We start from the raw sequence: 18124 nt of genomic DNA, 5'->3' as shown, positions 1-18124 counted from the left end.
GGTTTTGCGCGTCGCCGCCGCCTCACCTGGGATCTTGCCGCCGGACAACCCTTGCACGAGCACTGGACACCCCGTCGCAGCAGGCTTAAAGTGATAGCAGTTTGCTAGACCAGAGACATCACCCATTGCGGCCGACATCACGTGCCGTACGGGGAGAAACGGGGATCCCATGTCCGATCAGACACCGGCCGACCAGAGCACCGGCCCCGGCGAAGACCTCGCCGTGGACGCTCCCGAGATGCCCCGCCCACAGGTCCGCGAGGTCCCGGCACACAGCATTCCGGGCGGCCTCGCCCTGCTGCTGAGCGTGCTCGGGGTGGCGCTGGGCATCGCCGTGATCATCGTCGGCGGCATACTCGGCGACGGCGGCGACAAGGCAGCCGGAGTGCCGATGATCATCGCCGGCGTCCTGCTGCTGCTCGGCTCCTTCTTCTGCATGACCGGCGTGAAGATGGTCGCGCCCGGCGAGGCCCGGGTCATCCAGCTCTTCGGGCGGTACGTCGGCACCATCCGCACCGACGGTCTGCGCTGGGTCAACCCGCTCACCAGCGCCCGGAAGATCTCCACCCGGGTGCGCAACCACGAGACCGCGGTCCTCAAGGTCAACGACGCCTACGGCAACCCGATCGAGCTGGCCTCGATCGTGGTCTGGAAGGTCGAGGACACCGCCCAGGCGCTCTTCGAGGTCGACGACTTCCTGGAGTTCGTCGCCACCCAGACCGAGGCGGCCGTCCGGCACATCGCGATCGAGTACCCCTATGACGCCCACGACGAGAACGCCCTCTCGCTGCGCGGCAACGCCGAGGAGATCACCGAGAAGCTCGCCCTCGAACTGACCGCACGGGTCCAGGCCGCCGGTGTACGGATCATCGAGTCCCGCTTCAGCCACCTCGCCTACGCCCCCGAGATCGCCTCCGCGATGCTTCAGCGGCAGCAGGCCGGCGCGGTGGTCGCGGCCCGCCAGCAGATCGTCGAGGGCGCGGTCGGCATGGTCGAGCAGGCGCTGGACCGGATCAGCCAGCAGGGCATCGTCGAGCTGGACGAGGAGCGGAAGGCGGCCATGGTCAGCAATCTGATGGTGGTGCTGTGCGGCGACCGGGCCGCCCAGCCGGTCCTGAACACGGGCTCCCTCTACCAGTGAGCACCGAACCCGAGGGGCCCGGCGCCGAGCGCGAGCGGGCCCCCGCGCGACGGCCGCAGCAGCGCAAGCAGGTGCTGCTGCGGCTGGACCCGTTGATCCACGACGCGCTGGCCCGGTGGGCCGACGACGAGCTGCGCAGCGCCAACGCACAGATCGAGTTCCTGCTCCGCAAGGCGCTGTCCGAGGCGGGCCGGCTGCCCCGGGGAGCGGGCGCGATTCCGCGGCGGGGGCGGCCGCCGAAGGAACAGAAGGACGACTAGAGCGCGACCGGAGAGTCGACTGGAGCACGGCCGGCACACGGCTACACACTCAGTCTATACATGGTGCGTATAGACCTCCTGTAGAGTGCGCGGCATGACCCTGGCCCGGCACGCCCGCAGGTCCCACGGGGCGGCGCCCCTGCCCGCACCCCCCGAGGCCCGCCCATGAGTCCCGCCGCCACCACGCACCCCCGTGGCGCCGCCGCCTGGGCCCGTGACCTCGCCATGGGTGCCCGCTTCGCCGTCGACGGCGGCCGGGAGGGCTGGGTCCGTACGCTCCTGACGGCCGTCGGCGTCGGGCTCGGGGTGACGCTGCTGCTCGGCGCCGCCTCGGTCCCGCACCTCATGGAAAGCCGGCAGGAACGCCGCGAAGCCCGGCTCATCGACCTGAACACGGAGAAGGGGACCCGGCCCGGCGCCGGCACCCTGCTGTACCGCTACAGCGACACGGAGTTCCGCGGCGTCGGCGTCCACGGCACGCTGCTGCGGCCCGACGGCCGCTCCCCCGTCCGCCCGCCCGGGGTCCACACCCTGCCGCGGGCCGGCGAGATGGTGGTCTCGCCCGCGCTCGGGGAGCTGCTCGCCACACCGGGCGGCGCTCTGCTGTACGAACGGCTCGGCCGCACCGTGGTGGGCACCATCGCCGCCCCGGGCCTGGCCGGCCCGGGCGAACTGACCTACTACGCGGGCGACGACAGCCTCACCGCCTCCGGAGAGGTGCATCGCATCAGCCACTTCGGCGGCGCACTGACCACCGCACCGATGAACCCCACGCTCGGCGTCATCGTCGTCGTGGCCTGTGTGGTGCTGCTGATGCCGGTGGTCGTCCTCATCGCCACCGCCGTGCGCTTCGGCGGCGAGCACCGCGACCGCCGGATGGCCGCGCTGCGGCTGGTGGGCGCCGACCGCCGGATGACCCGGCGGATGGCGGCGGGAGAGACGCTGTGCGGGGCGCTGGGCGGACTGCTGCTGGGGGCGGGCCTGTTCCTGCTCGCCCGCCGGTTCATCGGGCGGATCACCCTCTGGGACGTCAACGCCTTCCCCTCCGACCTCGCTCCGCACCCCGCCCTCGTCGCGCTGATCGTGCTCGCCGTGCCGCTCTCCGCGGTCCTCGTCACCCTCGTCGCGCTGCGCGGTGTCGCCATCGAACCGCTGGGCGTCGTACGGCAGCACACGCCCCGGCGCCGGCGGGTGTGGTGGCGGCTGCCGCTGCCCGTGCTCGGGGCGGTGGTGCTGCTGCTGAACGGCCGGGCAGGTCCGCCCCCGGCGGACGCCCGGCTCCACCCGGAGCTGCTCGCGGGCGGCGCGCTGCTGGTGCTCTTCGGGATCACCGTGCTGCTGCCGTGGCTGGTGGAAGCGGTGGTGGCCAGGCTGCGCGGCGGCCCGGTCCCCTGGCAACTCGCCATCCGCCGCCTCCAGTTGAGCAGCGGTACGGCGGCGCGCTCGGTCAGCGGCATCACCGTCGCGGTGGCCGGTGCCATCGCGCTCCAGATGCTGTTCGCCGCCGTCCAGGACGACTTCGTGCGGGTGGCGGGGCAGGACGGCACGCCCGACCGGCTCACCGTCACGCTGCCGGCCCGGGACGCGGCCACGGGCCGGCAGACGGCCGAGGCGTTCCGGGCGACCAAGGGGGTCCGCGGCGTCACCGCGGTGCTGTCCCCCTCGGCACTGCCCGTGCCGGACCTCGCCGGTCCCCTGGCCATGGCGACGCTCACGCTCGATCCCCGGGTCCCGGACGCGGCCGAGTACGCCCGCAACACCGCGGCCCGCCTCGATCCGGCGGCGGACGTGATCGGCCCGCACCGCGCCGAGCAGGACAGCCAGTTCACCAGCGTGCGCACCGGGCTGCTGGTCGCCTCGACGGTGACCATGGCGCTGATCGCGGCGAGCATGCTGGTCTCCACGCTGGAGCAACTGCGCGAGCGCCGCCGGCTGCTGGCGGTCCTGGTGGCGTTCGGCACCCGCCGCGCCGACCTGGGCTGGTCGGTCCTGTGGCAGACCGCCGTTCCGGTGGCCCTCGGGCTGGGGCTCGCCGTCGTGGGCGGCTGCGGGCTGGGGCTCACCCTGCTGCACCTGGTCGGCAAGTCCTCCCCCGACTGGTCGGTGATCTGGCCGATGACGGGGGCCGGTGCCGCCCTGGTCCTGGTCGTCACCCTGCTGAGCCTGCCGCCGCTGTGGCGGCTGATGCGCCCGGACGGACTGCGTACGGAGTGAGCCCGGGGATGCCCCCGGCGCCCGCGCCCCAAGCCCCGGCCGGGGCCCGGCTCACCTGCACAGCCGCTATACAGCACGCGTATACACCAGCAACACACCCACGAGTAAGGTGGTCCGCATGTCAATCGGTCATACGCTGCTGGGCCTCCTGGAGTCCGGCCCCCGCCATGGCTACGACCTCAAGCGGGCCTTCGACGAACACTTCGGCCATGACCGTCCGCTGCACTACGGGCAGGTCTACTCCACGATGTCCCGGCTGCTGAAGAACGGCCTGGTCGAGGTGGACGCCGTGGAGGCCGGCGCCGGCCCGGAGCGCAAGCGGTATGCGATCACGGACGCCGGGATCACGGACGTCGCCCAGTGGCTGGCCCGCCCGGAGAAGCCCGAGCCGTACCTCCAGTCGACGCTCTACACCAAGATCGTCCTGGCCCTGATGACCGACCGCAACGCCGCAGAGCTGCTGGACACCCAGCGCGCCGAACATCTGCGGCTGATGCGCGGGCTGACCGAGCGCAAGCGCACCGGCGACCTCGCCGACCAGCTGATCTGCGACCACGCCCTCTTCCACCTCGAAGCCGATCTGCGCTGGCTGGAGCTGACCGCCGCCCGGCTCGACAAGCTGGCGGAGGCGGTCCGCGTATGACGCCGGAGGGATCCCTGCTCGCGGCGGAGGGGCTGCACAAGACCTACGGGGCGACACCGGCGCTGGACGGCGCGGAGTTCTCCATCCACCCGGGTGAGGTCGTCGCCGTCATGGGCCCGTCCGGCTCCGGCAAATCGACCCTGCTGCACTGCCTCGCCGGGATCATCAGCCCGGACTCCGGCACCGTCCGCTACGGCCCGCACACGCTCACCGCGCTGAACGACGCCCAGCGCAGCGCCCTGCGCCGCAGCGACTTCGGCTTCGTCTTCCAATTCGGCCAGCTGGTGCCGGAGTTGACCGCCCTGGAGAATGTCGCCCTGCCGCTGCGGCTGAACGGCACCAAGCGCAAGGAGGCCGAGCGCCAGGCCCGCGAGTGGCTGGAGCGGCTGGAGGTCGAGAAGGTGCAGGGGCAGCGGCCCGGCGAGATATCCGGCGGCCAGGGCCAGCGGATCGCGGTCGCCCGCGCCCTCGCCACCCGGCCGCGGGTCATCTTCGCGGACGAGCCCACCGGCGCCCTGGACTCGCTCAACGGCGAACGCGTCCTGACCCTGCTGACCAACGCCGCCCGCGACACCAACGCCGCGGTCGTCCTGGTCACCCACGAGGCCCGGGTCGCCGCCTACTCCGACCGCGAGATCGTCGTCCGCGACGGCAAAGTGAAGGACATGCTGGCGGGCTTGATATGAGCCTGCTGCGCTCGCGCACCGGCCGCGGCCGTGGTGGCGAGGGCACACCGGCCGCTCCCGCGCCCCGGGGCCCGCTCGCCGCCGCGCGCACCGGCCCCGCGGCCTGGGCCCGTGACCTCGCGATGGGGATGCGGTTCGCGGCGGACGGCGGCCGCGAGGGCTGGATCCGTACGGCACTGACCGCCGCCGGCGTGGCCCTGGGCGTGGCCGTGCTGCTGCTCTGCTCGTCGGTACCGCCGCTGCTGGACTCCTGGCACGGCCGGGAGAAGGCCCGCGAGAACCTGGGCCAGACCCACGCTCCCCCGCCCTCCGACCGCACCGTGCTCTACACCTCGGCCGACACCACCTTCCGCGGTACGCCGATCCGCGGCCGCCTGGTCCGCCCCGACGGCGCCCATCCGCCCGTGCCACCGGGCATCGGCCATCTCCCCGGCCCCGGACGGATGCTGGTCTCCCCGGCCCTCAAAAAGCTGCTGGCCTCCCCCGACGGTGCGCTGCTGCGCGACCGGCTGGACTACGAGGTGGCCGGTGTGATCGGCGACGACGGTCTGAGCGGCCCGCAGGAGCTCACCTACCTCGCGCAGCGCGCCACGCTCAAGGCGCCCGACGCCTATCGCATCGACCATTTCGGCAAGAACTGGCAACCGCCGCCGATGCGGGCGCCCGTCGTACTCCTCGTGATCATGACGTGTGTGGCGCTGATGACGCCCATGATGGTCTTCATCGGCACCTCCGTACGGTTCGGCAACGAGCGCCGGGAACGCCGGCTGGCCGCGCTCCGGCTGGTCGGCGCCGATGTCCGGACGACCCGCCGGATCGCCTCCGGTGAGGTGCTGTGCGGTGCGCTGCTGGGGCTGCCGGCGGGCGGGGCGCTGTTCCTGGGCGCCCGGCAGTTGGCTTCGGTGGTCACCCTGTGGGGCGTCAATGTCTTCCCCTCGGACGTGGCTCCCGCCCCGCTCGCCGCGGCGCTGGTCGCCGTGCTCGTGCCGACGGCGGCGGTCGTGGTGACGCTGTTCGCGCAGCGCGGCGTCACCGTCGAGCCGCTGGGCATCGTCCGCAACCGGCCCACGGTCCGCCGCCGGCTGTGGTGGCGGGTGACGCTGCCCGCCGTGGGCGCTCTGCTGCTGGTGCCGCTGGCCCGGACGCAGCCGTGGCGCGACACCCCGCTCAACACCTTCCGGCTCGCGACCGGCTCGATGCTGCTGCTGTTCGGCGTCACCGTCCTGCTGCCCTGGCTGGTGGACGCGGTGGTCGGCCGGCTGCGCGGCGGCCCCGTCCCCTGGCAACTCGCCGTCCGCCGCCTCCAGTTGAGCAGCGGATCGGCCACCCGCGCGGTCAGCGCCATCACCGTCGCGGTGGCCGGCGCGATCGCCGTCCATATGCTGATGACCGGTATGCAGGCCGGCTACGCCCAGGCGTACGCGGAGTCCGGCAAGCTCCCGCGGATCGGCCTGTGGGGCAACGCCGAGGGCTGGCCGCAGACCCGGCGGGCACTCACCGCGCTGCGCGCCACCCCGGGGGTGACGGCGGTCCGCGGCGCGATCGACGCGAATATCGGCCGGCTGCCGTCCGCCGGGCCCGCCCCGGCCGGCGCACCGAACTCGACGATCGCCGTGGCCGACTGCGCCGAGCTGCGCAAACTGGCCCGTCTGGGCTCCTGCCGGGACGGCGAGGTGTTCCTCACCGATGCCCCGCGCCGGGACCCCGCCCTCGCGCCCGGGGCGCGGATCAGCCTCAACCCCCCGTACGCCAGCGAAGATCCGCAGCCACCACACCCCTGGACGATCCCCGGCGCGGCCCGCAGTGTCCGGCTGCTCGACCGCGGACGCAGCCCCGACCGCGTCCCGTACGACCTGCTGGCCACGCCGTCCGCGGTCGACACCGGCCGGTTCAGCCACCCCACCACGGAGATCAAGATCGATTTCGATCGCGGCACCCCGGACGCCGTGGAGCACATCCGCAACACCGTGGCCCATATCGACCCGACGATGAACGAGTCCTCCGCCCTCGACAATCCGCATGACGAGCAGTACTCCAGCGTCCGCGACGGCCTGTTCGCCGGCGCCGTCCTCACCCTGCTGCTGATCGGCTCCGGCTTGATCATCTCCACCGTCGAGCAGCTCCACGAGCGCCGCCGGCTGCTGTCCACCCTCGACGCGTACGGCACCCGCCGCGCCACCCTGGCCTGGTCGGTGCTGTGGCAGACCGCCCTCCCGGTCGCGCTCGGCCTGGGCCTGGCGCTGGGCTGCGGGCTGACGCTGGGGGCGCTGCTGCTGACGATGATCGACAGCACGGTGACGGTCGACTGGCCGGTGGTGGCGGGGATCACCGGCATCGGCGGCGGAATGATCCTCTTGGTGACGCTGCTGAGCCTGCCGCCGCTGTGGCGGATGATGCGGCCCGACGGGCTGCGGACGGAGTGAGCGCGCCGATGCCCGGTACGTCCCGTCCGGCCCGGGGCGCGGCCGTCCGCCGCTGGGCCGCCGACCTCGCCATGGGCGCCCGGTTCGCCGTCACCGGCGGCCGCGAGGGCTGGATCCGTACGGCGCTGACCGCGCTCGGCGTCGGCCTGGGCGTCGCCGTACTGCTGCTGGCGACGGCCGTCCCGAACATATGGAACGCCGCCATGGACCGGCAGCGGGCCCGCACCGTCGTACCCGCCGCGGAGGGGACCGGGCCCTCGGACCGGACCCTGCTCACCGCCCCGTCCGGCAGTACCTACCGCGAACGGCCGGTGTACGGCCGGATCCTGGCGGCCGAGGGGCCCCGCGCGCCCGTACCGCCGGGCCTGTCCCGGCTGCCGGGGCCCGGCGAAATGGCCGTCTCCCCCGCCCTGTCGGACCTGCTGTCCGCCCCCGAGGGCGCACTGCTCAAGAAGCGCTTCCCGCATCTGCGGATCACCGCCACGATCGGCGACTCCGGGCTCCTGTACCGCGGTGAACTCCTCTTCTACCGAGGCAGCGACGACCTGCGGCGGCCCGGCGACGGCGTCGAGCGGATCACCGCCTTCGGTGACCGCGGGGACCCGTTCCGGGCAAGTCCCCTGGTGGTGCTGGTCATCATCGTGAGCTGTGTCGCGCTGCTGGCTCCCGTCGCCGTCTTCATCGCGACCGCGGTGCGCTTCGGCGGCGAGCGCCGCGACCAGCGGCTCGCCGCGCTGCGGCTGGTCGGCGCCGACCGGGCCACCACCCGGCGGATCGCCGCCGGCGAGGCGCTGGCCGGTGCGCTGTTCGGGCTGCTCACCGGCGCCGCGATCTTCCTGGCCGCCCGGATTCCGCTCTCCGGCATCTCCCTGCTCGAAATCGGCGTGTTCCCTTCCGATGTGGCGCCGGATGCCGTGCTCGCCGGATGCGTCGCGCTGGCCGTCCCGCTCTGTGCGGTCGGCGTCACCCTGGTCACCATGCGGCGGGTCACCGTCGAGCCGCTGGGCGTCACCCGCACGGCTCCGCCGGCGCGCCGCCGGCTGTGGTGGCGGCTGCTGCTGCCGGCCGCCGGAGCGGCACTGCTGCTGCCGCAGGCGGTCTTCGGGCTGGGCGGCGGCGACGCCGCCAACGCCCAGGTGATCCTCGGTGTCGCGCTGCTTCTGCTGGGCGTGGCGGCGCTGCTGCCGTGGCTGGTGGGCGCCGTGGTGTCCCGCCTGGACGGCACGGGCCCCGGCGGCCCGTCCTGGCACCTCGCGGTGCGGCGACTCCAGTTGAGCAGCACCGCGGCCGGCCGTTCGGTCAGCGGGATCACCGTCGCGGTGGCCGGCGCCCTCGCCGTACAGCTGCTGCTGACCGGCACCCAGAACCTCGACGAGCAGCCACGCGGCCCCGCATGGACCGTCGTCGAAGCGCACGACGACACGGTGCCCGCCGCCCGTGCCCCGGAAATGCACGCCCGGCTGCGCGCGTCCGTCGGCGTCCGCGCCGCGCACGCCATGGTCTCCGGCTACGCGGACTCCGCCCGCCACCACCAGGCCCAGGCGCATACCGCGCCCGGCGAGGGCGACGACCCCGAGCCGTATCCGGTGACCGTCGCCGACTGCGCCACCCTGCGCCAACTCGCCGATATCGGCGCCTGTTCCCGGGGCAGCGTCTTCCTCGTCAAGGACCCCGAGGGCCCTTCCCACCCGCGCCCGGGAGAACGGCTGGCCCTCGACCCGGTCGGCAGCCGCAGCGACCACCGGGCCCCCGCCCTCTGGTCCGTACCGCGCACCGCCCGCCCCGCCCCCGCCAAGCCCTCCGGCCTCAGGCCCGCCTTCCTCACCCCCTGCCTGCTCGCCACCCCGGAGGCCCTGCCCCCCACACTGCTGCGCCACCCCCGCGTCAACGTCCTGCTACGGCTCGACCCGCACACCCCGGACGCGATCGAATACGTCCGCAACACGGCCGCCGCGATCTCCCCGCAGACCTACTTCACCACCTTCGGCTCCGGCAGCATCACCGACATCGACACCCTCGACGCCGCCCGCCACGGCCTGACCGCCTGCGCCGCCGCCGTGCTGCTGCTGACCGGCTGCGGGCTGCTGATCACCGCCCTGGAACAACTCCGCGACCGCGCCCGGGCATTGTCCGCCCTGGACGCCCTCGGCACCCCGCGCGCCGTGCTGGGCCGCTCGGTCCTGTGGCAGACGGCCGTCCCGGTGGCCCTCGGCCTGGCGCTGGCGCTCGGCTGCGGACTGGCCCTCGGCTCGCTGCTCCTCCACATGGCCAACCGCCCCTTGCAGGCCGACTGGTGGGGCATCCTCGTCCTCACCGGCACCGCGGCGGTCGTCGTCCTCGGCGTCACCGTCCTCTCCCTGCCGCTGCTGTGGCGCCTGATGCGCCCGGATGGGCTGCGTGCGGAATGAATCTGCGAGATCATCTCGCCACAGCAGTGCCCACCGACTGCCCAAGGGGGACCCTTCATGCGCCGGCTCGTCTACTGCATCGCTTCCACCCTCGACGGCTTCCTCGCCGGCCCTGACGGCACGGACCCCACCGGCCCGGACGGCTTCTGGCCGATCGCCGACGACTACCTCAAGCATCTGGCCGCCGAACTCCCGGAGCTCCTCCCCGTCCACGCCCGGTCGGCACTGGGCATCACGGACGAGGGCACCCGCTTCGACACCGTCCTGGAAGGCCGCCGCACCTACGAGATCGGCCTCCGGGCCGGCCTCACCGACGCCTACCCCCACCTGCGCCACCTCGTCTTCTCCCGGACCATGGAGCAGAGCCCGGACCCGGCGGTGGAGCTGGTGGCCACCGACCCGGTGGCGAAGGTGCGCGAGCTGAAGCGCACGGACGGCAAGGACATCTGGCTGCTGGGCGGCAGCGCCCTCGCCGGCGCGCTCTACCCGGAGATCGACCAGCTGCTCCTCAAGCTCAGCCCGCTCACCCTCGGCACCGGCCTCCCCCTCTTCTCCCGGGACACCCCCTTCGACCCCCGCACCTGGGAACTCACCGAGCACACGGTCCTCCAGAGCGGCGCGGCCTTCCTGACGTACGACCGGGCGGCCGGGGCGTGAGGACGGCGATGACACTCTCGAATGGATGAACATCGCGGTACGGGACGCGCAAGCCTGCCCGGCCTACGATGATGCTCTCGATACCAGCCACTAGGAGGCGCCATGTCTGCCGCAGCGGTCGAGCACCCCTGTGATGGCAAGTCCGCGCTGCTCAAAGAAGCGGAGCGGCTCGCCGAGAAGCTCCCCGGCTACCGCATCGAGATCATCGGGGGAGAGCTCACCGTGACGCCACCGCCGGACGGCCCTCACGGGGACGCACTGTCCGACCTCTTCGTGACCTTCGCGTCCCTGCACGGCACGGAGTCGAGGGTCATCCAGGGCATCGGTGTCCGGCTTCCCGACGGCCCCGATGACTTCGCCGTACCGGACCTCGCCGTTGTCGACGCGGACTACCGGGACCACCTGACGGAAGAGGGGTGCTACGACCCGGTCGTCTTCCGACTGGTACTCGAAGTCACCTCGTCCAACTACGGCAACGACCTCAAGAAGAAGGTCGCTGCCTACGCGATCGCCCAGATCCCCATGTATGTGGTCATCGACCGCAAGAAGGACCGCATCCACGTCCTGACCGACCCGTTCGCCAATGAATACCGCTGCCACCGCGTCCACGCCCCCGGACAACGCGTCGTCCTCCCCGATTCCCTCGGAGCCGAGATCACCCTCGATGTAGAGGCGATCCTCGCGGTGGGACGCCCCTGACCCTCACCCCTGCGCCATCCGCACCGGCAGCCCCCGCAGCGCCCCGCGCAGGGCGCCCGCGAACTCCTCGAACTCCTCCTGGCGGGCGGCGCCCGTCCGCATGGCGAGGGCGATCCGCCGCGAAGGCGCCGGGTCGGCGAAGTAGCCGGTCGTGAGCTGGTCGTTGCGGCCGGTCTCGACGCGGAGTGCGGTGCGCGGCAGCAGGGTGACGCCGAGGCCGCCGGCCACCAGCTGCACCAGGGTGGACAGGCCCGCCGCGCTGGTCGTCACGGGGGTGTTCTCGTCCCGGCCGGCCTCCCGGCAGATGTCCAGGGCCTGGTCCCGCAGGCAGTGGCCCTCGTCGAGCAGCAGCAGGTCCAGCTCCTGGAGCGCTTGGCGCGGGATGTCGCCGCGGCCGCCGAGCCAGTGCTCCTTGGGGGCGACCAGCACGAAGTCCTCGTCGAAGAGCGGGAGTTCGGTGACCTGGGGGACGCCCAGGGGCACCGCGAGCAGGAGCAGGTCGAGGCGTCCGTGCGACAGGCCCTCCAGGAGGGAGGCGGTCTGTTCCTCGTGCACCTGGAGGTCCAGGTCGGGGTAGGTCTCATGGACCAGCCGCAGTACGGCGGGCAGCAGATACGGGGCGACGGTCGGGATGACGCCGAGCCGCAGCACACCCGTGAACGGCGCGCGGGCCGCCTCCGCCTCCTCCAGCAGATCGCCGACGGCCTCCAGGACCGTCCGGGCCCGGGCCGCCAGCCGCTCCCCCGCGGGCGACAGCAGCACCTTGCGCGTCGTACGCTCCAGCAGTTGCACTCCGAGGGTCTCCTCCAGCGCGGAGACCGCCCCGGACAGCGCGGGCTGGCTCATCCCGATCTCGGCCGCCGCCTCGCGGAAATGCAGATGCTCGGCCACCGCCGCGAACGCCCGCAGCTGGGCCAGGCTGGGCTGGCGGGGTCTGCCGCCCTGACTCGCCGGTGAAGCCACTGATAACCACCTCCGATCAACATCAACCAGTCTAGCTATTTCCCTGATCAATGCCTGCTGTGCCACTGTGTAACCCGTCCAAGCCTCAAGGAAGGTCCTCAAAAGGGACTTTCTGCGCAACAAGGAGAGTACGTGCTCACTGTCGGTGACAAGTTCCCCGAGTTCGACCTGACCGCCTGCGTTTCGCTGGAGCAGGGCCAGGAGTTCGAGCAGATCAACCACAAGACCTACGAGGGCAAGTGGAAGATCGTCTTTGCGTGGCCCAAGGACTTCACCTTCGTGTGCCCCACCGAGATCGCCGCCTTCGGCAAGCTGAACGACGAGTTCGCCGACCGTGACGCCCAGGTCCTCGGCTTCTCCGGCGACTCCGAGTTCGTGCACCACGCCTGGCGCAAGGACCACCCGGACCTGACCGACCTGCCCTTCCCCATGCTCGCCGACTCGAAGCACGAGCTCATGCGCGACCTGGGCATCGAGGGCGAGGACGGCTTCGCGCAGCGCGCCGTCTTCATCGTCGACCAGAACAACGAGATCCAGTTCACCATGGTGACCGCCGGTTCCGTCGGCCGTAACCCCAAGGAGGTCCTGCGGGTCCTCGACGCTCTTCAGACCGACGAGCTGTGCCCCTGCAACTGGTCCAAGGGCGACGAGACCCTCGACCCGGTCGCGCTTCTCTCGGGCGAGTAATTCTCCGCTAGCGAACTGGAGGCTGATCTGACATGGCTCTCGACGAACTCAAGTCCGCCGTACCGGACTACGCCAAGGACCTGAAGCTGAACCTCGGCTCGGTCATCGGCAACAGCGACCTCCCGCAGCAGCAGCTGTGGGGCACCGTTCTCGCCTGCGCGATCGCCTCGCGCTCGCCGAAGGTGCTGCGCGAGCTGGAGCCGGAGGCGAAGGCGAACCTCTCCCCCGAGGCCTACGCCGCCGCCAAGTCGGCCGCCGCCATCATGGCGATGAACAACGTCTTCTACCGGACCCGGCACCTGCTGTCGGACCCGGAGTACGGCAACCTGCGCGCCGGTCTGCGGATGAACGTCATCGGCAACCCGGGCGTGGACAAGGTCGACTTCGAGCTGTGGTCGCTGGCCGTCTCGGCCATCAACGGCTGCGGTATGTGCCTCGACTCGCACGAGCAGGTGCTCCGTAAGGCCGGTGTGGACCGCGAGACGATCCAGGAGGCCGTCAAGATCGCGTCGGTCCTCCAGGCCGTCGGCGCCACTCTGGACGCCGAGGCCGCGCTCGCCGAGTAATTCACGGCACGCGCGACGCACACCGACAGAACCCCGCAGACAGGACGTCTGCGGGGTTCTGTGTGTCCAGGGGCCGGTGGGACTACTCCGGGGGCTCCTCGGTCCGGCGCGACACCCGGGGCGGGGTCGGTGCCACCGAGATCGCGGTGGCACCGCGCGGGGCCACCGACATCCGCAGCGCCTGCTCCTTGGAGTACGAACGGAGGTAGCCGACCACCGTGTTGGTGACCGCCACCAAGGGCACCGCGACGACCGCACCGCCGATGCCCGCGATCAGCCCGCCCGCGGCGACCGACAGGATCACCGCCAGCGGATGGACCCGGACCGCCCGGCCCAGGATGAACGGCTGGAGGACGTGGCCCTCGATCTGCTGGACGGCCAGCACGACCGCCAGCACCATCAGGGCCGTGAACACCCCGTTGGCGACCAGGGCGATGACACACGCCAGCGCGCCCGAGACCACCGCGCCGACCAGCGGGATGAAGGCGAACAGGAAGATGAAGACGGCGAGCGGGACGGCCAGCGGCACATTGAGGAAGTAGAGGCCGATACCGATGAAGATGGCGTCGATCAGGGCGACGACGACCGTGCCTCGCACATAGGCGGTCAGCGTCCGCCAGGCCCGCGGCCCGGCGCCCGCCACGCCCTCGCGGGCGGCGCCCGGGACCAGCTTGAGCAGCCAGTTCCAGATCCGCCGGCCGTCGTAGAGCAGGAAGAGCGTGGTGAACATCGCCAGCAGGATGCCGGTGAACACCTCGAGGACGACGGTGACGCCTTCCAGGCCGACCGAGGTGATCGCCTCGGTGTTGGCGCCGACCGCGTCCTGGAGGTTCTTGGCGATGTGGTTGATCTGAGACTCGGTCACATGGAACGGGCTCTTCAGCAGCCAGCCCTTGAGCTCGGTGATGCCCTCCTGGATCCGGCTGGAGACCGAGTCGATGTTGTCCTGCACCTGCCAGACCACGAACCATCCGACCAGGCCCATGACGACGAACCCGCCGATGAAGGTCAGCGCGGTGGACGGCCCGCGCGGCAGCCCGCGCTGGCGCAGCCACGCCACCGTCGGCTGGAGCAGCGCGGTGATCAGCGTCGCCGCGATGAAGGCCAGCACGACCAGTTCGATGGTGGTGATGACCCGGGCGAGCACCCAGAGCGTGGCGGCCAGCACCAGCAGCCGCCAGCCCGCCTCGGCGGCGACCCGTACGCCCCACGGCACCGCGTCGACCGGGTCCGGGCGGGCCGCGACGGCGGGTGCGTAGGAGGGCGGCGGGGGAACGTTCTCCGGCGGTACGGCGGACGGGGGCGGCGGCGAGGGGAGTTCCGTGGCGGGGTGCGGCACCCCGTCCGTCGCTTCCGGCAGTTGCGTACGGGGGACGGTGAGCGTGCCCGCCGCACCGTCGCGCGCCGTCGCGTCGTCTGCCGAGCCAACGGCCGCCGGGGCGTCCGCGTGCCCGGCACGCCTCAGCTCATCCGGGTCACCGGCCTCCCCCGAGGAGGCCGACGGGCTCCCTCCAGGGGGGACCTCCACCGCGGCTTCCGCACGGCGGCGTTGTTCCTCCAGCCGCTGCGAGAGCCGGGTCAGACCGGCACCGAGGCCGCCGACCCACTGAGGCAATCTGGACATGTGCCTTCCTCTTCCCCTCCCACGCGCCACAACCTGACGGGCACGACGTTACCTGCGCCGGACGCGCGAAACCCCCGACGCTGCCGCGTTCGGGGGTTTCGGAAGTGCGGTGGTACTGCCTGCGGGCTTAATACCAGCTGTTGGCCTGCCAGAACGACCAGGCACCACAGGGGCTGTCGTAGCGCTCGTTCATGTAGTTCAGCCCCCACTTGATCTGGGTGGCCGGGTTGGTCTGCCAGTCGGAGCCCGCGGAGGACATCTTGGAGCCGGGCAGCGCCTGGACGAGGCCGTAGGCGCCGGAGCCGGCGTTGGTGGCCTTGTAGTTCCAGCCGGACTCGTGGTCCACGATGTTGCTGAAGCACTGGAACTGGTCGCCGGCCATCATCTGCTGCGCGATGGCCTTCGTCTCGGCGATGGTGTACGAGCTCTTGCCGACGAGGTCGCCCAGGTCGCGCGAGGAGGAGCGGGACGCGGCCAGCTCCTTCTTGTCACGCGCGTCGGCTTCCTTCTTGGCCTTTGCCTCGTCCGCCGCGTGCTTCTTGCTCTGCGCGGTCTCAGCAGCAGCCTTACGAGCCGACTCCTGAGCGGACTTCAGCGCTGCCGTGTCCGCCTGGGTGGACTGGTCGTCCGCCTGCTGCGTCAGGGAAGCCGTCTGCACCTGGGCCTGTGCGCCCGCGGGGATGTCGGCGATCGTCGCGTCGGCAGCTGCGGCCTCGGTGTTGCCGACCGAGGCAGGCTCGTTGCCCGCAGCGACGCCGACCACGGCGCCGACGGTGGTGACCGCGGTGGCGGATGCCACGGCGAATCCCCGGACCGAGATCCGGCTCACACGTTTTCCTTCCAGCACCGCCCGCATAGGTGACCTCGCGGGCGCAATCGTGCCCCTGACGCTGACCTCCCCTTGTTCCGGGCCCTGTTGCGGCGGGTCCGACTGGTCACGGGAGGCACTGGCCCGGTACGTCCCCCTCGGGGTCCGCGTGGTGCTCGGGCGGCATACGGCGCATCGCTATGAAGTTCGTTGGTTCTACGCACCGCTGGGGGTGCCTGATGCCGTATGCGGGGCCTGACAGGACCCAGACTCTGCCCGACCAGGACGCCGGGAGGCAATTCCCCACTGGGTGTGAAAGCTCACACCTCGTTTACGGCAAATGATTTTCGGATATCCACTCGCAGCACAACGCCGCCCGGCTAAGCTCCTTCGCTTTGCCGGGCGGCGCCGTGTTCACAACCGGTCAGATCCGGCCTTCCTCCAGCATTTCGGTCACCAGCGCCGCGATCGGCGAACGCTCGGAACGGTTGAGCGTGACGTGGGCGAACAACGGGTGCCCCTTCAGCTTCTCGACCACCGCGACCACGCCGTCGTACCGCCCGACCCGGAGGTTGTCGCGCTGCGCGACGTCATGCGTCAGCACGACCCGGGAGTTGGCGCCGATACGGGACAGAACCGTCAAAAGGACGTTCCGCTCCAGCGACTGGGCCTCGTCCACGATGACGAACGCATCGTGCAGCGACCGCCCGCGGATATGGGTCAGCGGCAGCACCTCCAACATGCCGCGCCCCACCACCTCTTCGATGACGTCCTTGGTGGTCACCGCGGACAGCGTGTCGAAGACGGCCTGGGCCCAGGGGCTCATCTTCTCCGCCTCGCTGCCCGGCAGATAGCCCAGCTCCTGCCCGCCGACTGCATACAGCGGGCGGAACACCATCACCTTGCGGTGCTGCCGGCGCTCCAATACGGCCTCCAGGCCCGCACACAGCGCCAGCGCCGACTTGCCCGTACCGGCCCGGCCGCCCATCGAGACGATGCCGACGTCCGGGTCGAGCAGCAGGTCCAGCGCGATCCGCTGCTCGGCGCTGCGGCCGTGGATCCCGAAGACCTCCCGGTCACCCCGCACCAGCCGGACCGCGCCGTCCGCGGTGACCCGGCCCAGCGCCTTGCCGCGCTCGGACTGGAGCACAAGTCCGGTATGTACCGGAAGTTCGGAGACTTCCGGTACGTGCATGGTCTCGGCGGCGAACAGGCCGTCGATCTGTTCGGCGGAGAGGGTCAGCTCGGCCATCCCCGTCCAGCCGGAATCGGTGATCGCCAGCTCGGCGCGGTACTCCTCGGCCAGCAGCCCGACCGAGGACGCCTTGATGCGCAGCGGCAGATCCTTGGAGACGACCGTGACGTCGTACCCCTCGGCCTGGAGATTGCGCGCCACCGCGAGGATCCGCGAGTCGTTGTCGCCGAGCCGGAAGCCGGCGGGCAGGATCCCGGGGTCGGAGTGGTTCAGTTCGACCCGGAGCGACCCGCCGAGATCCCCGATGGGGATGGGCGAGTCCAGCCGCCCGAACTGCACCCGGTACTCGTCCAGCAGGCGCAGCGCCTGCCGTGCGAAGTAGCCGAGCTCGGGGTGGTGCCGTTTGGCCTCCAGTTCCGTGACCACCACGACCGGCAGCACGACTTCGTGCTCGTCGAAGCGGGCCATGGCTCCTGGATCCGCCAGCAGGACACTGGTGTCGAGTACATAAGTGCGCCGGTCGTGCTCACGGCGCTGCTTGATGTTCACCACGGGTGGACGAACCCCCTCGAATGAGGTTGGGGTGCGACGGCGTCGCGGGGCGGTGTTCTCCCGGGGCCACCGCTTTCCCAGCTACCGCTGGGCGGCGTCCCCAGGACCCCCGGCCATCTAGTGACCGGACCGGGCTCGGACCACAATGCGCGGGCCGAACGCCGGCCCTCCGCGTCGACCGTGCGGTGCGCACGGACCTCCGTGATGTGCAAAGGGCCTCCCGGGCGGACGGCCCCATGCCGTCCGCTGAGATGCGGCGCCCGATGGCTTGTTCCGGACGCCGACCTGGAAGGGATATTCCCTCGAACCCCCGTAGCCATGCCACGGCATATGACGCACGGCCGATGAACCTTGGGTTACGTGTGCTCGCCGAGCGACGGCGGCGCCAAAGTGGTACGCGAGGGGATGCCGCGTCAGAAGAGGCCCCGCCAGCGGCACATGAGCCGGCGGGGCCTGCCGACGCCCCGCGACACAGGGGACGTCAAGGACTTCAGGGGAGGTAACGGGTGTACGGGGCGTAACTAACTCGCCTGGGGGTACGGGGCGGGGGGCCTAGGGCGTGTCCGCAAAGTCCCGTCGTCCGCCCGGAGGGCGGGGC

General features: G+C 71.7%; 15 protein-coding genes. 11 read left to right on the top strand and 4 right to left on the bottom strand.

The window, feature by feature from the left end; translation table 11 throughout:
- Positions 1–169: 169 nt before the first annotated feature.
- The 9 genes from M8I34_RS39105 (at position 170) to M8I34_RS39065 (ending at position 11131) form a co-directional block, all read left to right on the top strand.
- The gene (locus M8I34_RS39105; RefSeq protein ID WP_250057856.1) at positions 170–1141 is read left to right on the top strand and encodes an SPFH domain-containing protein; all 972 of its coding nucleotides are present in this window, start codon (positions 170–172) and stop codon (positions 1139–1141) included.
- Positions 1138–1401 carry a hypothetical protein gene (locus M8I34_RS39100; RefSeq protein WP_030981430.1) on the top strand — a complete coding sequence of 88 codons (264 nt, stop codon included), beginning with the start codon at positions 1138–1140 and terminating at the stop codon, positions 1399–1401. The genes M8I34_RS39105 and M8I34_RS39100 overlap by 4 nt, the downstream gene beginning before the upstream one ends.
- A gap of 165 nt (positions 1402–1566) precedes the next feature.
- Positions 1567–3615 carry an ABC transporter permease gene (locus tag M8I34_RS39095; protein ID WP_250057855.1) on the top strand — a complete coding sequence of 683 codons (2049 nt, stop codon included), beginning with the start codon at positions 1567–1569 and terminating at the stop codon, positions 3613–3615.
- 118 nt (positions 3616–3733) lie between these two features.
- Positions 3734–4258: a PadR family transcriptional regulator gene (locus M8I34_RS39090; protein WP_250057854.1), complete on the top strand. Its 525-nt coding sequence runs from the start codon at positions 3734–3736 to the stop codon at positions 4256–4258.
- A complete protein-coding gene (locus M8I34_RS39085; protein ID WP_244418904.1) occupies positions 4255–4944 on the top strand; it encodes an ABC transporter ATP-binding protein in 690 nt (229 codons plus the stop codon). The genes M8I34_RS39090 and M8I34_RS39085 overlap by 4 nt, the downstream gene beginning before the upstream one ends.
- The gene (locus M8I34_RS39080) at positions 4941–7367 is read left to right on the top strand and encodes an FtsX-like permease family protein (protein ID WP_250057853.1); all 2427 of its coding nucleotides are present in this window, start codon (positions 4941–4943) and stop codon (positions 7365–7367) included. Before M8I34_RS39085 ends, M8I34_RS39080 begins: the two co-directional genes overlap by 4 nt.
- An 8-nt stretch (positions 7368–7375) precedes the next feature.
- Entirely contained in the window at positions 7376–9775 is a 2400-nt protein-coding gene (locus M8I34_RS39075) for an FtsX-like permease family protein (RefSeq protein WP_250057852.1), read from the top strand.
- Positions 9776–9832: 57 nt separating this feature from the next.
- Positions 9833–10432 carry a dihydrofolate reductase family protein gene (locus tag M8I34_RS39070; RefSeq protein WP_244418907.1) on the top strand — a complete coding sequence of 200 codons (600 nt, stop codon included), beginning with the start codon at positions 9833–9835 and terminating at the stop codon, positions 10430–10432.
- Positions 10433–10534: 102 nt separating this feature from the next.
- Positions 10535–11131, top strand: coding sequence for a Uma2 family endonuclease (locus tag M8I34_RS39065; protein WP_250057851.1), 597 nt, complete (start codon positions 10535–10537; stop codon positions 11129–11131).
- A 3-nt stretch (positions 11132–11134) separates the two neighbouring features.
- On the opposite strand, the gene M8I34_RS39060 is transcribed toward M8I34_RS39065, so the two are convergent.
- Entirely contained in the window at positions 11135–12094 is a 960-nt protein-coding gene (locus M8I34_RS39060) for a LysR substrate-binding domain-containing protein (RefSeq protein ID WP_250057850.1), read from the bottom strand.
- A gap of 132 nt (positions 12095–12226) precedes the next feature.
- Between M8I34_RS39060 and M8I34_RS39055 the strand changes: the two genes are divergently transcribed.
- Together M8I34_RS39055 and M8I34_RS39050 are read left to right on the top strand one after the other, a co-directional pair.
- Positions 12227–12781 carry a peroxiredoxin gene (locus M8I34_RS39055; protein WP_030084285.1) on the top strand — a complete coding sequence of 185 codons (555 nt, stop codon included), beginning with the start codon at positions 12227–12229 and terminating at the stop codon, positions 12779–12781.
- Positions 12782–12813: 32 nt separating this feature from the next.
- Positions 12814–13347, top strand: a complete 534-nt coding sequence (locus M8I34_RS39050; protein WP_030084287.1) for an alkyl hydroperoxide reductase — start codon at positions 12814–12816, stop codon at positions 13345–13347.
- A gap of 82 nt (positions 13348–13429) precedes the next feature.
- On the opposite strand, the gene M8I34_RS39045 is transcribed toward M8I34_RS39050, so the two are convergent.
- The 3 genes from M8I34_RS39045 to M8I34_RS39035 all read right to left on the bottom strand — a co-directional run bounded on the left by M8I34_RS39045 (position 13430) and on the right by M8I34_RS39035 (position 17526).
- On the bottom strand, positions 13430–14971 hold the full coding sequence (locus M8I34_RS39045) for an AI-2E family transporter (RefSeq protein WP_250057849.1): 1542 nt from the start codon (positions 14969–14971) through the stop codon (positions 13430–13432).
- Positions 14972–15098: 127 nt separating this feature from the next.
- The gene (locus M8I34_RS39040; RefSeq protein ID WP_250057848.1) at positions 15099–15800 is read right to left on the bottom strand and encodes a transglycosylase SLT domain-containing protein; all 702 of its coding nucleotides are present in this window, start codon (positions 15798–15800) and stop codon (positions 15099–15101) included.
- 403 nt (positions 15801–16203) lie between these two features.
- Complete coding sequence (locus M8I34_RS39035; protein ID WP_244418913.1) at positions 16204–17526, bottom strand: PhoH family protein; 1323 nt, start codon at positions 17524–17526, stop codon at positions 16204–16206.
- Positions 17527–18124: the final 598 nt, after the last annotated feature.

The sequence above is a fragment of the Streptomyces sp. MCA2 genome, from assembly GCF_023544705.1.
In the GTDB taxonomy this organism is placed as follows: domain Bacteria; phylum Actinomycetota; class Actinomycetes; order Streptomycetales; family Streptomycetaceae; genus Streptomyces; species Streptomyces decoyicus.
Note: the sequence above shows the minus strand (reverse complement) of the source record. Positions and strands in the feature narration are given on the sequence as shown.

What these genes read in the sequence shown, in the direction of transcription:
- M8I34_RS39045 (WP_250057849.1), bottom strand. Translation starts at nt 14,971, where the DNA reads ATGTCCAGATTGCCTCAGTGGGTCGGCGGCCTCGGTGCCGGTCTGACC.
- M8I34_RS39075 (WP_250057852.1), top strand. Translation starts at nt 7,376, where the DNA reads ATGCCCGGTACGTCCCGTCCGGCCCGGGGCGCGGCCGTCCGCCGCTGG.
- M8I34_RS39080 (WP_250057853.1), top strand. Translation starts at nt 4,941, where the DNA reads ATGAGCCTGCTGCGCTCGCGCACCGGCCGCGGCCGTGGTGGCGAGGGC.
- M8I34_RS39050 (WP_030084287.1), top strand. Translation starts at nt 12,814, where the DNA reads ATGGCTCTCGACGAACTCAAGTCCGCCGTACCGGACTACGCCAAGGAC.
- M8I34_RS39105 (WP_250057856.1), top strand. Translation starts at nt 170, where the DNA reads ATGTCCGATCAGACACCGGCCGACCAGAGCACCGGCCCCGGCGAAGAC.
- M8I34_RS39085 (WP_244418904.1), top strand. Translation starts at nt 4,255, where the DNA reads ATGACGCCGGAGGGATCCCTGCTCGCGGCGGAGGGGCTGCACAAGACC.
- M8I34_RS39070 (WP_244418907.1), top strand. Translation starts at nt 9,833, where the DNA reads ATGCGCCGGCTCGTCTACTGCATCGCTTCCACCCTCGACGGCTTCCTC.
- M8I34_RS39065 (WP_250057851.1), top strand. Translation starts at nt 10,535, where the DNA reads ATGTCTGCCGCAGCGGTCGAGCACCCCTGTGATGGCAAGTCCGCGCTG.
- M8I34_RS39095 (WP_250057855.1), top strand. Translation starts at nt 1,567, where the DNA reads ATGAGTCCCGCCGCCACCACGCACCCCCGTGGCGCCGCCGCCTGGGCC.
- M8I34_RS39090 (WP_250057854.1), top strand. Translation starts at nt 3,734, where the DNA reads ATGTCAATCGGTCATACGCTGCTGGGCCTCCTGGAGTCCGGCCCCCGC.